The 12,208-nt window shown below is 69.5% G+C and carries 14 protein-coding genes; 9 read left to right on the forward strand and 5 right to left on the reverse strand.

Annotated features, from left to right (window positions below; all coding sequences use genetic code 11):
* Both CA984_RS37260 and CA984_RS37265 read left to right on the forward strand, forming a co-directional pair.
* Positions 1 to 200: carbohydrate-binding protein (locus CA984_RS37260; RefSeq protein ID WP_341351752.1), on the forward strand; the 200-nt coding region annotated here is incomplete at its 5' end.
* A gap of 259 nt (positions 201 to 459) precedes the next feature.
* On the forward strand, positions 460 to 831 hold the full coding sequence (locus tag CA984_RS37265; RefSeq protein WP_086578100.1) for a DUF4267 domain-containing protein: 372 nt from the start codon (positions 460 to 462) through the stop codon (positions 829 to 831).
* 22 nt (positions 832 to 853) lie between these two features.
* Here CA984_RS37265 and CA984_RS37270 read toward each other — a convergent pair whose 3' ends face one another.
* The gene (locus CA984_RS37270) at positions 854 to 1,867 is read right to left on the reverse strand and encodes a TerC/Alx family metal homeostasis membrane protein (RefSeq protein WP_086578101.1); all 1,014 of its coding nucleotides are present in this window, start codon (positions 1,865 to 1,867) and stop codon (positions 854 to 856) included.
* A gap of 390 nt (positions 1,868 to 2,257) precedes the next feature.
* Between CA984_RS37270 and CA984_RS37275 the strand changes: the two genes are divergently transcribed.
* From CA984_RS37275 to CA984_RS37285, 3 genes are all read left to right on the forward strand, one after another.
* Positions 2,258 to 2,440, forward strand: coding sequence for a hypothetical protein (locus CA984_RS37275; RefSeq protein ID WP_086578102.1), 183 nt, complete (start codon positions 2,258 to 2,260; stop codon positions 2,438 to 2,440).
* 69 nt (positions 2,441 to 2,509) lie between these two features.
* Complete coding sequence (locus CA984_RS37280) at positions 2,510 to 3,592, forward strand: DUF6745 domain-containing protein (protein WP_086578103.1); 1,083 nt, start codon at positions 2,510 to 2,512, stop codon at positions 3,590 to 3,592.
* A 10-nt stretch (positions 3,593 to 3,602) separates the two neighbouring features.
* The gene (locus CA984_RS37285; protein WP_086578104.1) at positions 3,603 to 4,040 is read left to right on the forward strand and encodes a hypothetical protein; all 438 of its coding nucleotides are present in this window, start codon (positions 3,603 to 3,605) and stop codon (positions 4,038 to 4,040) included.
* An 81-nt stretch (positions 4,041 to 4,121) separates the two neighbouring features.
* Here the strand turns inward: CA984_RS37285 and CA984_RS37290 are convergent, their stop codons facing one another.
* Positions 4,122 to 5,003: an NAD(P)-dependent oxidoreductase gene (locus tag CA984_RS37290; RefSeq protein ID WP_086578105.1), complete on the reverse strand. Its 882-nt coding sequence runs from the start codon at positions 5,001 to 5,003 to the stop codon at positions 4,122 to 4,124.
* A gap of 95 nt (positions 5,004 to 5,098) precedes the next feature.
* Here CA984_RS37290 and CA984_RS37295 point away from each other — a divergent pair, with 95 nt between their 5' ends.
* The gene (locus CA984_RS37295; RefSeq protein WP_086578106.1) at positions 5,099 to 5,497 is read left to right on the forward strand and encodes a winged helix-turn-helix transcriptional regulator; all 399 of its coding nucleotides are present in this window, start codon (positions 5,099 to 5,101) and stop codon (positions 5,495 to 5,497) included.
* Here CA984_RS37295 and CA984_RS37300 read toward each other — a convergent pair.
* From CA984_RS37300 to CA984_RS37310, 3 genes are read right to left on the reverse strand one after another with little or no spacing between them, the layout of a single operon-like run.
* On the reverse strand, positions 5,458 to 6,294 hold the full coding sequence (locus CA984_RS37300; protein ID WP_086578107.1) for a carbohydrate ABC transporter permease: 837 nt from the start codon (positions 6,292 to 6,294) through the stop codon (positions 5,458 to 5,460). The two genes, CA984_RS37295 and CA984_RS37300, sit on opposite strands and share 40 nt — an antisense overlap.
* The gene (locus CA984_RS37305) at positions 6,288 to 7,190 is read right to left on the reverse strand and encodes a carbohydrate ABC transporter permease (RefSeq protein WP_086578112.1); all 903 of its coding nucleotides are present in this window, start codon (positions 7,188 to 7,190) and stop codon (positions 6,288 to 6,290) included. The genes CA984_RS37300 and CA984_RS37305 overlap by 7 nt, the downstream gene beginning before the upstream one ends.
* A gap of 26 nt (positions 7,191 to 7,216) precedes the next feature.
* Positions 7,217 to 8,536 carry an ABC transporter substrate-binding protein gene (locus CA984_RS37310; RefSeq protein WP_086578108.1) on the reverse strand — a complete coding sequence of 440 codons (1,320 nt, stop codon included), beginning with the start codon at positions 8,534 to 8,536 and terminating at the stop codon, positions 7,217 to 7,219.
* Positions 8,537 to 8,864: 328 nt separating this feature from the next.
* Here CA984_RS37310 and CA984_RS37315 point away from each other — a divergent pair, with 328 nt between their 5' ends.
* The 3 genes from CA984_RS37315 to CA984_RS37325 all read left to right on the forward strand — a co-directional run bounded on the left by CA984_RS37315 (position 8,865) and on the right by CA984_RS37325 (position 12,127).
* Positions 8,865 to 9,866, forward strand: a complete 1,002-nt coding sequence (locus tag CA984_RS37315; protein WP_086578109.1) for an SIS domain-containing protein — start codon at positions 8,865 to 8,867, stop codon at positions 9,864 to 9,866.
* Positions 9,867 to 10,105: 239 nt separating this feature from the next.
* Entirely contained in the window at positions 10,106 to 11,017 is a 912-nt protein-coding gene (locus tag CA984_RS37320) for a PfkB family carbohydrate kinase (RefSeq protein WP_086578110.1), read from the forward strand.
* A 12-nt stretch (positions 11,018 to 11,029) separates the two neighbouring features.
* Positions 11,030 to 12,127, forward strand: coding sequence for a LacI family DNA-binding transcriptional regulator (locus CA984_RS37325; protein WP_086578111.1), 1,098 nt, complete (start codon positions 11,030 to 11,032; stop codon positions 12,125 to 12,127).
* Positions 12,128 to 12,208 lie beyond the last annotated feature (81 nt).

The raw sequence follows: 12,208 nt of genomic DNA on the forward strand, positions 1-12,208 counted from the left end.
CGACCCCGACCCCCACGCCGACCCCGACTCCTACCTCTTCGCCCACTCAGGGACCGGCCGGCCCCTGGGCCGCGGGCACCGCCTATGCGGCCGGCGCTCAGGCGATCTACAACGGCGTCACCTACCAGTGCCTCCAGCAGCACACCGCACTGCCCGGCTGGGAGCCGCCCTACGTCCCGGCCCTCTGGCGGCGCCAGTGAGCCGGTGACGACCGGCGGCGGTCAAGCCGGTGACGACCGGCGGTAGTCAACGCCCGTGCTCCTTCCCGAAGGAGCACGGGCGTTCGTTCTGCTCGCCCTTCGGCGAGGTCGCGCGGGAGGCGCCGGCCGTGAACGGGCCGATCCCGTTCCGGGGTGCACCTGGACCGGCACGGCCATGATGCTAGCGCTGCTAGCACCCCTGTCGAAGATATGCTAGTTTCGCTCTCGAACCTAGCGGTGCTAGCAAAAGGAAAAGATCATGCTCTCCCCCATCGCCTACGGGCTGGCCATCCTGCTCAACCTCTTCATCATCTTCATCGGCCTCCGGTTCTTCCTGGTGCCCCACGCCGCGGCCGCCGGCTACGGCGTCCCCGCCAAGAAAGACGGGGACGCCGCCTACCTGACCGTCAAGGGCCTGCGCGACCTCAGTTACGGCGTCCTCGGCCTCGCCCTTCTCGCCTTCGTCGGCCCCCAGGCCGAGGCCTGGTACATGCTGGTCGTCGCCCTCAACCCCCTCGGCGACACCGTCGTCGTCCTGCGGCACGGCGGCACCAAGGCGACCGCCTTCGGCATCCACTTCGCCACCGCCGTGATCGTGCTCGTCAGTGCCGCCCTCCTGTTCGCCGTCTGAGCGCCTCACGGCCCTTCGGGGATCAGTGGTCGGCGGGTGAGGAGGCGGGCTCCGCGTCCCGGCGGTTGGCGTACACGCTCGTGATCGTGACGGTGGTCAGGACCGCGATGATGACCCCCAGCGAGGCCAGGGTGGGAATCTCCGGGACCCAGGTCCAGACGCCGTGCGCCCAGTGCAGGACGAGCTTGATCCCGATGAAGGCCAGGATGATGCCGAGTCCGTGGTTCAGGTGCCGCAGCTTCGCCAGGACGCCCAGGAGCACGAAGTAGAGCGCCCGCAGGCCCAGCAGGGCGAAGGCGTTGGTGGCGAAGACGAGGAAGGGGTCCTCGGTCACGCCGTACACCGCGGGCACCGAGTCGACGGCGAAGACGATGTCGGTGGCGAAGACGGCCACGGTGGCCAGTGCCAGCGGGGTCAGGGCGCGGCGGCCGCCCTCGCGCACGACCAGGCGGGAGCCGCGGTAGTCCTCGGTGACCGGGATGAAGCGCCGCAGCAGCCGGATCGTGCGCATGGAGGAGATGTCGACCTTCTGTTCCTCCCCGCTCAGCGCGTCCTTGAGGATCTTCCCGGCGGTGAGGATCAGTATCCCGCCGAACAGCAGGAACGCCCAGGTGCCGCTCTGCAGGACGGCCGCCCCCAGCGCGATGAAGATCGCGCGTAGCACCAGTGCCCCGATGATGCCGTACAGCAGGACCCGCTGGGCCAGGGCGGCCGGGACCGCGAAGGCGGACAGCAGAAGCATGAAAACGAACAGGTTGTCCACCGACAGCGACTTCTCCACCACGTAGCCGGTGAAGAACTCCACTGACACACCGGACCCGAAGGCCCCCCACAGGTAGGCGCCGAAGATCAGGGGCAGGGCCAGGTAGAAGATCGACCAGCCGACCGCCTCGCGCATCCGCACATCGTGCGGGCGCCGCGTCAGCACGAAGTCCACGGCCAGCAGCAGCACCAGACCGGCCACGGTGATCGTCCACAGTTTCGGCGAACCGATCGTTTCAAGATCGGCTATGGACAGGGTTGCCTCAGTGGGCATGAAACCTCCTCGAACGCGCTTGGCTGTTCGAGGTCTCCTTCACCCGCACCGCGCGGGCGGCCGCCCGGGGACGTTATGAACGTCCGTACTGACCGGGTCGGCTCTTGGGAAGTACTCCCCTCGTCGTCCCAGGGTAGGTCAGTCTCCGCGCGGTGTTCCACCCCCGGGTCGCGACCGGGGGGCGGCGGGCATTTGACTGGGCTCTGAGCTGCGCGGATAGTGGATTGAATCAGTGCGGAGGGGAGTACCCGCCGTCCGACACCCCGATCGTCATCACGGTCCCCGGCACAGGGAGATCCGGCGGGGTGGCCCTCCTGTGCGACATGGGGGGTGTGGGGAGACCTTCGTCCTCGTGGCCGCATGTCCACAGCGAGGTCGAGGGAGGGTTCGATGTCGACCACCGCGCTTGCCGAAGTTCTGCTGGGCGTCCTGCTGACGATCTCCGCGATCGTCACGGCCGCCGTCCTGTGGCCGGGGAGACCACGGCCCCGGCCGCCGTCCGTTCCCGAACCGCCTCCTCCGCGCCGTCCGCCGGTGACCGGCGAGAGGCACCGGAGCATGGCCGGGCGGTAGACATACGCCGCGTCGATCTGTCACTATTCCTGACATGATCGTTGGAAAGGATGACGCCACCTTCATCCGGTGAGCGTTCTTGTGCGGCGGGAAGCCGCTGAAATCCGCGAAGAATGGCTGGGCCGGGCGTTGTCGACGCTGCCCGCCGACCGTCCGGCCGCAGAGGCCGCGATCTCCGGGCTGTACCGCCTGATCGGGCTCGCACCACCGCGTTTCCACTGGGTCTCCTCACCGGTCGCGGCCCTGACGACCGTCCCGCCGGGGATGCGTCCACAGCCTCCGGAGGCCGCGGACCGCATCTCCGAACGGGCTCTGCCACCTCGGTTCTCGTCGCTCATGAGAGAGCTGTGCCGCGAGCTCGACGACCAGGTCAGATGGGTCCATCAGCCGATGGACCAGCTGATCCGCCGGGAGGTCCGCGGCTCGCTCTCGCGATCCACCACCGGTTCGCTCCTCATACCGCTCCGGGCGGCGCACGACTCGGGCCACCGGCCGAGGGACGCCTGGTACGGGACGCAGTGCGTCTCCTGGGTCGCCCATTACGACGCCCTCCGCCGAGTGGCCGGCGTGGTCTTCACTCCCGAGCAGACCCGGCGGTTCGAGCTGTGGGCGACAGCGGCCCGGTCGTGCGGCTCGTGGTGGCCGCACGAAGGCGTGTGCGTCCTCTCCGAGCGTCCCGTCGCCATGCACACGGAGGTGTGCGGCGACGACGGTGAGGTGCGGCTGCATCGCGCGGACGGTCCGGCCGTGCGCTACGCGGACGGGTGGGACGTGTACGCCTGGCACGGGACCCGGGTGCCCTCCTGGGTGATCACGGATCCGAGCGTCCCGCGGATCGCGGAGGAGGCCAATGTCGAGGTCAGGCGATGCGCGATCGAGCACATCGGCTGGGCCTCCTACATCGACCAGGCCGGGCTGCGGCTGGTCGCCTCCGCGCCGGACCCCGGCAACCCCGGCTCGGAGCTGCGGCTCTTCGACATGCGCGAGGAGACCAGGGTGCTCCTCGCGGTCAACGGGTCCGTCGAACGCGACGGGCGCCGCCGCCAGTACGGCCTGACCGTGCCGGGCTCCCTCGACGATCCGATCGCCGCCGCCGGCTGGACCTACGGGCTGTCCGCCGAGCAGTACTCCCTTCTTCTCCGCCGAACCTGAGGTGACTTCCATGACAGTGACTCTCGCTTCGCTCTCCCAGCAGACCGGACTCGCCGTGCTCGACCACCTTGAGCAGTCGGTGAGCATCCCCGTCGTCGACGGGCTCCAGGCCCAGGGCGACCTCATCGTCATCCCGCTCCCCGTCGTCGCGTCGTCCGTGCGGCCCTGGTCCGACGCCGGGTGGACGGACGTGCCTCCCGAGGGGGTCGAACTGCTCCGCGGAGCGGCCGGGGGCAACCCGCACACGCTCGTCGCCGACCCGGACACCTGCCGGTGGACGACCGACGTGTCGGACTCCGACGGGCTGGCGATCGGCGTCTTCGAGACCTCGGCCGTCGCCTACCTGCTCCATCCCGAGCACGGGGCCACGGGCTGCACGCCGGGTGCCTACGTCGTCCGGCGGCAGCGCGAGCGCGAAGGGCACAGGGCGCGTCTCGTCGCGGACTGACCCCGGCGCGCACGGACGCCGGCGAGGGAGCCGACGGTGGTGACAGCCCCTGATCGCCCGCCTGCCATCGTCCGTCGCCTCTCAGCGGGTGAGCAGGTCGACCACGCCCGCGGTGCCCTCGTCGCCGTGACCGTCGGCGAGGCGGCGCTCCATCAGGGCCATGAACGGGGTCAGCAGCTCGGCGCTGACCCCCTGATCCTCGGCCGTGCGCAGCATCGTCGAGTTGCCCTCGACCATCATGGCGAGGTTGGACACCACGCCCTTGGTGTAGTCACCGCTCTGCAGCTGGTCGGCGAGCTCGTACGCGGAGGAGGCCATGGCGGTGAGCCAGTCGACGAGCAGGGGGGCGAGGTCCCCCGGGGCGACGCCCTCCTTGCGGATCAGCGCGAAGGCGTGCGAGAGCCCGGCGAACATCCCGGTCATCGCGCTCAGCAGCGCCACGTCGTGGAGGGCGGCGAAGCCGGGATCCTCACCGACGTACGCGGTGCCGGCCGGTATGGCCAACGCGCTGTGGTGGGCGTCGAAGAGGGCGCGGGAGCCGCTGTAGAAGACGTAGCCGCCGGACTCCGGCACGCCGATCATCGGCGGGACGGCCATGATCCCACCGTCCAGGAAGCGGGCGCCGCGCTCCTCGGCCCACTCGGCGCGGGCGCGGGCCTGGGCGGGAGTGCCGGTGGTGAGGTTGACCAGGTCCTTGCCCGTCAGGTCGGCACCGGCCAGGGCCTCCCCGACCGAGGCGTCGTCGAGCAGGCAGACCACCACGAGATCGCTCGCGGCCACCGCCTCGGCGGCCGTCCCGGCGACCGTCGCGCCCTCGGCGGCGAGCGGCTCGGCCCGGCTGGGGGTGCGGTTCCAGACGGTCAGCGGATGCCCGGCGGCGAGCCATGTACGGGCGAGCGCGGTACCCATGGCGCCGAGCCCGAGAAGAGTGAGCCGGGACTTCCCGGAAGTGTTGTCGTCCATGCCGATTAGGCTGGTCGCAGACCCCGAAGTGATCAAGTACGCACCTTGAAGTGGGCGGTTACCCCGGGGTGAGTGAGCAGGCAGGAGGACGGGACATGGCGACCGTACGGAGACCGGGGGCATACCACTGCGGGATCGACGCGGCGATGGACGTGATCGGCGGGAAGTGGAAGGTGCTGATCCTCTGGGCGCTCGACGGACGGACGTGCCGCTTCGGCGAGCTGCGCAGGCTGGTGTCGGGGGTGACCGAGAAGGTGCTGGCCTCCCACCTCCGGGAGCTGGAGGAGGACGGCATCGTGCACCGCGAGGTGTATGACGAGGTGCCGCCCCGCGTCGAGTATTCGCTGACCCCGCTCGGCGTCCTGCTCAACGGGGCACTCGCGCCGCTCGGCGCATGGGGGCGGGAGCACGTGATCGGCGGGGCGGCCGAGGCGCCGGGCGAGGCGGTCGGCGGTCACTTTCCGATTCCGTCGGCGAGGCCTTTGACGATGTAACGCTGGCCGAAGAAGAACAGCAGCACCACCGGGACGGCCGCGATCACCATGCCGGCGAAGACGACGGGGAAGTCGGTGCCGTGCTTGCTCATCAGGCTCGTCAGGCCCACCGGGAGGGTCTGCACGCCGCTGCCGCTGGTGAAGACCATCGCGAAGAGGTACTCGTTCCAGGCGAAGAGGATGTGCAGCAGGATCGTCGAGGTGATGATCGGCTTGCACATGGGCAGGATGATCCGCCAGAAGGCCGTCCAGCGGCCGGCGCCGTCCACGTCGGCGGCCTCGTCGACCTCGCGTGGAAGATCGAGCATGTAGGCGCGGATGAGGAAGGTGGTGAAGGGGACGCGGAAGGCCGTGTACAGGATGAGCAGCGCCCAGAAGCTGTTGTACAGGCCCATGGCCTGGAACATCTTCACCAGGGGCACGAGTGCCACGGTAGGGGCGAGCATGAGCCCGCCGAGGATCACCGAGGTGATCGCCTTGCTGAACGGGATGTTCACACGGGTGAGGCCGTAGGCGGCCCAGGCGCTGACGAACACGGTGGCGATCGTCGACGTCACCGTGACGAGCACGCTGGTGGTGAGGTAGTTGCTGACCCCCCGGTTCCACGCTTTCCGGTAGTTCTCGAAACTCCAGTCGACGGGGAGGGCGAAGGGGTTGCCGAAGAGTTCGGCGTTGGTCTTGAACCCGTTGAGCGCCATCCACAGCAGCGGGTAGAGCACGACCACCGCGAGGCCGAGGAGGAAGACCCACATGAACAGGCGCGCTATCACGCCGAGGAAGCCCAGGCGACTCACCATTCCACCCTTCTCCTGCGGGTGACCCACAGCTGCGCCATGGCGATGCCGAGCGTGATCACGAAGAGCACTGTCGCGATCGCGGCGGCATAGCCGAAGTTGTTGCGTACGAAACCGCTGCGGTACAGCCAGGTCCCCAGCACCTGGGTCGAGTTGTCGGGCCCGCCGCCGGTCATCACCATGACCTCGTTGAACACCTGGAACGCGCCCGAGATGGTGACCATCATCATGAGGCCGGTCATCTCGCGCACCAGGGGGACCGTCACGTGGACGAAGCGGCGGATCGGCCCGGTGCCGTCGATGGCCGCGGCGCCGTAGATCTCGGAGGGGATGCGCTGGATCGCGACGGCGAAGAGCAGGGTGGAGTACCCGAAACCCTGCCACTGGCTCATCGCGATGATCGCGAGCATCGCGGTGTCCCCCTGGCCCAGCCAGGACTGGCCGAACCGCCCCAGCCCCACCGCTTCGAGCGCGTGGTTGAGCAGGCCCAGGTTGGGCTCGTAGACGAAGTAGAAGAGCAGGCCCGCGACGGTCAGCGAGATCGCCGAGGGGATGAAGTAGATCGCCCGGAGACCGCGCCGCCACCGCTCGCTGCGGATGCTCTCGACGAGCGCGGCCAGCAGGAGCGCGCCGAACACCTGGAACGCGATCGAGACCACCGCGTACAGCAGGTTGTTGCCGAACGACGACCAGAAGACCGGGTCCTCGATGAGCTTGCGGTAGTTCCCGAGCCCGACGTACTCCTGGCTTCCGCTGTAGATGTCCCACTTGAGCGTGCTGAACCCGAAGTTCTGCACGAGCGGCAGGTAGACGAACACCCCGACCAGCGCGAGGGCGGGGATGACCCACGCGAGCCCGAGTGCCCTTTGGAAGGGTGCCCTTCGGAAGATGGTGCGCACCGGCATGCTCTCCTTCGCCGTGCGGGCTACTTGGCCGACGCCGAGGCCTGGCGCACGCTTTCGAGCACCTTCTCGGGGGCCGTGTCACCGCTGATGACGGCCTCCCCGCCGGCCAGCCACGCGTCGGCGACCTCGGGCACCGTCACCATGTCGAGCCAGCTGGCCAGCTGCGGCGCGCGGTTGACCATCTCGATGCCCTCGAACACGGCCTTGCTGGAGGTCTTGGGCGTGACGGCGCCGATGACCGTGCTGGGCTGGCCGTACGGGGGTGAGGAGAGTTTCTCGGCGTTCTTGGAGCCCGTGACGAACTTCATGAAGTCGACGGCGAGTGCCGCGCGCGGCGACCGGGCGTTGACGAGGTATCCCTCGGGCGCCCCCTCGATCGCCTTGGGGTTGCCGCCGGCGCCCTCGGGGACGGGCAGCGGGAAGATGCCGAAGTCGTCGGGGGAGAGCCCCCGCCCGGCGGTCGCGTTGTCGAACTCCAGGACCTCCTGGTAGTACATCGCCGCCTTGCCCCTGGAGAACGCCTCCTGCGCCGAGGTGTAGAGCACGCCGTTGGTGCCGTCGCCGGTGTCGGTGCACGTGTCGACGAGGGTCTTGAACTGCTTGAGCGCGGTGACGTAGCCGGGGTGGTCGAGCTTGGCCGTCCCGGGGCGGAAGTCGGCCTGGAGGGTGGCCTCCGGCACGGTGTAGGCGAACAGCTGCTGCAGGTAGTGCAGGGCGGGCCAGCCGTCCTTGTTGCCGAAGGCGATGGGTTCGTATCCCGCCTTGCGCAACGTGGGGCAGCTGCTGAGGAGCTCCTCGAAGGTGGCGGGCACCTTGACCCCGGCCTTGGCGAACGCGGCCTTGTTGTAGCCCATGAACTTGCCGTTGTTGTAGAGGGGGATCCCGTAGTAGCGGCCGTCGTAGGCGAAGGCGGACAGCGACGCCTTGCTGAAGGTCCGTCCCCACGGGGTGTCGGGCCCGATCACCTTGCTGAGGTCGGCCGCGCGGCCACCCCGTACGAAGTTCTCCGCCCAGTTGCCGGTCCAGGTGAAGTAGATGTCGGGGAGGGCGTCGGAGGCCGTCAGGGTCTTGGTCTTGTCCTTGATGCTCTGATCGGTCTCCTGGATGAGCTCGACCTTCACTCCGGGGTGCAGCCGCTCGTACTCGGCGGCGAGGTCCTCGAAGTAGGGGCTGAGGGGATCGCCGGCGAACTTGGTGAGGATGCTCAGAGTGCCGGAGAACTCCGCTTCGGCGGTGACGTCGGCCGCGGGGGCGTTCGCCGGTCCGCCGGAACAGCCGGCGAGGGTGAGCACCGAGGCCCCGGCGAGTGCCGCGAACGTCGTCAGTGCGCGAGGGCGCATGGGCTTCCTTTCTCTCGGGGGAGAGGGGACCGCCGGTGCTGAGGCACCTCAGATCCGCCGTGGGGTGTCTCTGACACGAACCGCTTGGTGTCGGCTGACTGTACAGAGGATCTGATACCGGTACCAGACCTGAAATCAAGATCTTCTTTTCGAGGTCGGGTCCGGCGTCGTTTTTTCTTATATAGCCGCAGATCAATAGGGTAAAAAGTCTCATCGACGGGTGTGGTGTTGACGTCGCGCGACTCATGTGCCAGCGTGATCCCCGCGTGATACCGGTATCAGGCCGCAGGGCGGCGCCGGCCGCAAGCATTCCCGAAAGGACGCGAAGATGCTCGGATTCAACGAGCCGGAATTCCTCTCGCAGATGGCGAGCGCGGTGGCACTGCGCCCCCAGATCGAGGAACTCGTCGATCGACTCGTGGACGAGGGGTTCGACAACCTCCTTCTCGTCGGCGCCGGTGGCACCTACGCCCAGATGTGGCCGTATGAGCACCTCGCCCGGCGCAGCTCCACCCTCAACGTGCGTTCCGTGATCGCGGCGGAGTTGGTCGCCTCGGGCGACGCGACCCTCGGCGGACGCTCGGTGGCGATCTTCACCTCGGTCACGGGCACGACCGACGACAGCATCCGCGCCATCGAGTACTGCAGGTCCAGGGGGGCCTACACGATCGGCTTCACCGGATACCCCGAGTCGCCCATCGCCCGGAACGTCGACATCGCCCTCATCTCGGAGCCGAAGACCTGGCCCTTCGACATGCAGTTGCTGCTCTTCATGGGCCGGCTGCTCTCGCGGAGAGGCGAGTTCGACGGCTACGAGAAGCTCGCCGACGAGCTGGCGGACATCCCGCGGATCCTCGTCGACGTTGCGGAGCGGGCCGAGCCCGCGGCGGCCGCCTTCGCCGAGGCCCACAAGGACACCGGCTACCACTTCCTCATCGGCGGTGGAAACCTATGGGGATTCACCTACCTGTACTCCATGTGCATCCTTGAGGAGATGCAGTGGCTGCGCACCACCAGGGTGCACAGCGCCGAGTTCTTCCACGGCTCCCTCGAACTGCTGGAAGAGGACACCAGTGTGATCATCTTCCAGGGGGAGGACGAGACGCGTCCCCTCACCGACCGCGCCGAGTCCTTCGCCAGGCGCATCTCGAAGGACGTCACCGTCTTCGACACGCGTGACTACCCCCTCAAGGGGATCAGCCCGGAGTTCCGCGGCCTCCTCGCGCCGCTCGTGCTCGACACCGTGATGGGCCGCGTCAGCAAGCACCTCGAAAGGGTGCGCGACCACTCACTCGACCTGCGCCGTTACTACCGCGTCATGGACTACTGAGTACCACCGCGTCATGGACCACTGAGCGCCGCCACCACCGCGTCATGGATCACTGAGCCCCGCCCCCACCCCGCCCGGAGGACCGTCCGGGCGGGGGCGCCCCACGCGCGGCCTTCGGCGACCGCACCCTCGCACATGCCACAACCGAACCGTCCGCGTACGCCGGTGCCCCGCCGGCGCCCGCGCACCCTCCCGGGCCCCCGCTCCGTGGCGCGCGGGGCCCGCGCACAGGAGAATCCATGAGAGTCCTCGGCTTCGGCGACAACATCGTCGACCGATTCGTCGACCGCGGCATCGACTATCCGGGCGGCAACAGTGTGAACGTCGCCGTCTACGCCCGCCGCCTCGGCCTCGAAGCCGCCTACCTGGGTGTCTTCGGCGACGACGACCTCGGCCGGTTCCTGGGCGAGTCGATCGCCGCCCAGGGGGTCGCCGTCGACCGCTGCGCCGTACGGGCCGGTGAGACCGGCGTCTCCTTCCTGCGCGTCGACGACGGCGACCGTGTCTTCCTCGGCTGGAACGGCGGCGGGGTGACGGTGCGGGAGCCGCTCGTGCTCGACGACGGGCTGCTCGAATACGTGTCGTCCTTCGACCTCGCGCATTCGAGCGTCTACTCCCGCAGCGAGAGCGAACTGCCGAAACTGGCCGGGCTCGACACGCTGGTGAGCTTCGACCTCTCCAGCGAGGAGGAGTTCCGCACCCCCTCCTACCTCGACCGCGTCTGCCCGCACGCCGACCTGGTGCTGCTGTCGTGCTCCCACCTCGACGGAGCCGCCACGCGCGCGCTCCTGGCCGAGGTCGTACGGCGGGGCGCGCGGCTCGCGCTCGCCACCCGCGGCGTGGACGGAGCGATCGCGTACGACGGCCACGTCACCGTCGAGACCCCGGCGCGCCGGGTGGAGGACCCACGAGAGATCATCGACACGATGGGCTGCGGTGACGCCTTCCTCACCGGGTTCGCGGTCGCGCTGCTGCGCGGCGGCTGGTCCGCGCGCACCCCGCCGCGGCGTCACATGATCGAGCGCGCCCTGCGCGAGGGCGCGGAGACAGCCTACGGGCAGTGTCTCGTGGAAGGCGCGTTCGGCTGCGGCAGGCCCGCGGGGCAACCGGCCGTGGCTAGCATGTGGCGAGCCTCCGAACGCGAGAAATGAGGGACGCCATCCATGCCAGCTGACCGGGGCCAGGCGGCGGGGCCGCCGACGATCTCCGAGGTGGCCGCCGAGGCCGGTGTCGGCCGCGCGACCGCGGCCCGCACGCTCGGCGGGTATGGGTACGTCAGCCCGGAGCTGCGGGAGCGGGTGCTCGCGGCGGCCGAGAAACTCGGCTACCGCGCGAACGCGCTCGCACGCAGCATGTCGACAGGGGTGAGCCACACCCTGGGGGTGATCGTCGCCGACATCGGCAACCCCTTCTTCGCCGGCGTGGTGCGCGGGATCTCCGACACCTCCCGCGCCCGGGGCTTCGACACGATCGTGCTGAGTACGTACGAGGATCTCGACGAGGAGATCGCGGCGACGAACGTGCTCATCGACAAGCGCGTCGACGGCGTCATCATCGCGTCGGCCGCGGTCGGCCGCGGCGAGGTCGCGCACATCAGGGCGGCGATGGACCGGGGCATTCCCGTCGTGCTCGTCGACCGCGCGGTCGCGTCGCTCGATCTCGACGCGGTCGTCATCGACAACCGCGAGGCGGCGCGGGAGGCGGTCGAGATGCTCATCGCGGCCGGGCACCGCCGCATCGGGTTCGTGTGGGGGCCGCCCGCGTCGGAGGCGCCCGCGACCCGGCGTGGACTGCTGGCGGCGGCGTCCCGCAACCTGTGGACCGACGGGGAGCGTCTGCGCGGCTATCTCGACGCGCTCGACGACGCGCGCATCCCCTTCGACCCCGAGCTGGTGATGGTCGGCCGCAAGACCGAGGAGCGGGCGACCCAGGAGGTCGCCCGCATGCTCGCCGTCCCCGACCGCATCACCGCGGTGTTCTGCACCGAGACCGACGCGGTGACGGGCGCCCTGCGCGCCCTGCGGGCGGCGGGGCTCTCCTACCCGCGCGACATCGCGCTGATCGGGTTCGACGACAGCGCGTGGGCGGCGGTCATGGAGCCGCCCCTGACGATGATCGAACAGCCCGTGCACCGGCTCGGCGCGAAGGCGGCCGAGGTGCTCCTCGACACCCTTGAGGGGGCCGAGCCCCGCCGCGAGATGCACACCCTCCGCTCACGCCTCATCGTGCGGGCCTCGGTCGCCCCACCACCCGAGGCCTGAGGCGGCGGCCTCCCCTCCGCGACGAGGTCACGGCGGCGCCGGCCGGGGGCGGTCCGCCCGCGGAGCCGGCCGGAGGCGATC

Origin of the sequence: Streptosporangium minutum (assembly GCF_002149035.1) — a bacterium.
GTDB classification, from domain to species: Bacteria; Actinomycetota; Actinomycetes; order Streptosporangiales; family Streptosporangiaceae; genus Streptosporangium; species Streptosporangium minutum.